General features: G+C 64.0%; 1 protein-coding gene. It reads left to right on the top strand.

Annotated elements, in window-relative coordinates:
- A partial coding sequence (gene pgi / locus J7302_RS26235) for a glucose-6-phosphate isomerase (RefSeq protein WP_215381768.1) occupies window positions 1-1,478 on the top strand: 1,478 nt, incomplete at both ends.

Below are 1,478 nucleotides of genomic sequence, written 5' to 3'. Positions count from 1 at the left end.
CTCGACTTCTCGAAAAACCTGATCGGCCCCGAAACCCTGGCCTTGTTGGTGAAGCTGGCCGAAGAGGCGCAACTTGGCGATGCGATCAAGGCGATGTTCCGCGGTGAAATGATCAATGCTTCCGAACGCCGCCCGGTGCTGCACACTGCATTGCGCCGGCCGATCGGCGACAAGGTGCTGGTCGATGGCGTCGACGTGATGCCCGAAGTGCACCGCGTGCTGCACCAGATGACCGAGCTGGTCGGCGCCGTGCACAACGGCCTGTGGCGCGGCTACACCGAAAGGCCCATCACCGACGTGGTGAACATCGGGATCGGCGGCTCCTTCCTCGGCCCGCAACTGGTCTCCGAGGCCTTGCTGCCCTTCGCCCAGAAAGGCGTGCGCTGCCACTACCTGGCCAATATCGATGGTAGCGAGTTCCGCGAACTGGCCTGCCGACTGAATGCTGAAACCACTCTCTTCATCGTTTCCAGCAAGTCCTTCGGTACGCTGGAAACCTTGAAGAACGCTCAGGCTGCGCGCGCCTGGTACCTGGCCCAGGGCGGCAGCGAGGAAGAGCTGTACCGCCACTTCATCGCGGTCAGCAGCAACAAGGAAGCCGCCGTCGGTTTCGGCATCCGCGAAGAGAACATCTTCCCCATGTGGGACTGGGTCGGTGGCCGCTACTCGCTGTGGTCCGCCATCGGCTTGCCGATCGCCATGTCCATCGGCATCTCCAACTTCAAGGAGCTGCTGTCCGGTGCCTACAGCATGGACCAGCACTTCCAGAGCACGCCGTTCGAACGCAACATCCCGGTAGTCCTCGGCCTGCTGGGCGTCTGGTATGGCGACTTCTGGGGCGCGAAAAGCCATGCCATCCTGCCTTATGACTACTACCTGCGGAACTTCACCGATCACCTGCAGCAGTTGGATATGGAGTCCAATGGCAAGAGCGTGCGCCAGGACGGCAGCCCGGTCAGCGCCGGCACCGGCCCGGTGATCTGGGGCGGCGTGGGCTGCAACGGCCAGCATGCCTACCACCAGTTGCTGCACCAGGGCACGCACCTGATTCCGGCAGACTTCATCGTCCCGGTGAGCAGCTACAACCCGGTGGCCGATCACCACCAGTGGCTGTTCGCCAACTGCCTGTCGCAGAGCCAGGCGCTGATGCTCGGCAAGTCCCGCGCGGAGGCCGAGGCCGAACTGCGCGCCAAGGGCCTGTCCGAAGACGAAGTGCAGCGCCTGGCGCCGCACAAGGTGGTGCCGGGCAACCGTCCCAGCAACACCCTGGTCATGGAGCGCATCAGTCCGCGCCGCCTGGGCGCACTGATCGCCATGTACGAGCACAAGGTGTATGTGCAGAGCGTGCTCTGGGGCATCAACGCCTTCGACCAGTGGGGCGTCGAACTGGGCAAGGAGCTGGGCAAGGGTGTCTACTCGCGGCTGGTCGGCCAGGAAGACGCGGCCGCCGAAGATGGCTCGACCCAGGGCCTGATCGA

The sequence above is a fragment of the Metapseudomonas boanensis genome, assembly GCF_018704125.1.
Taxonomy (GTDB): Bacteria; Pseudomonadota; Gammaproteobacteria; order Pseudomonadales; family Pseudomonadaceae; genus Metapseudomonas; species Metapseudomonas boanensis.
This window is presented reverse-complemented; position numbering and strand designations above follow the sequence as displayed.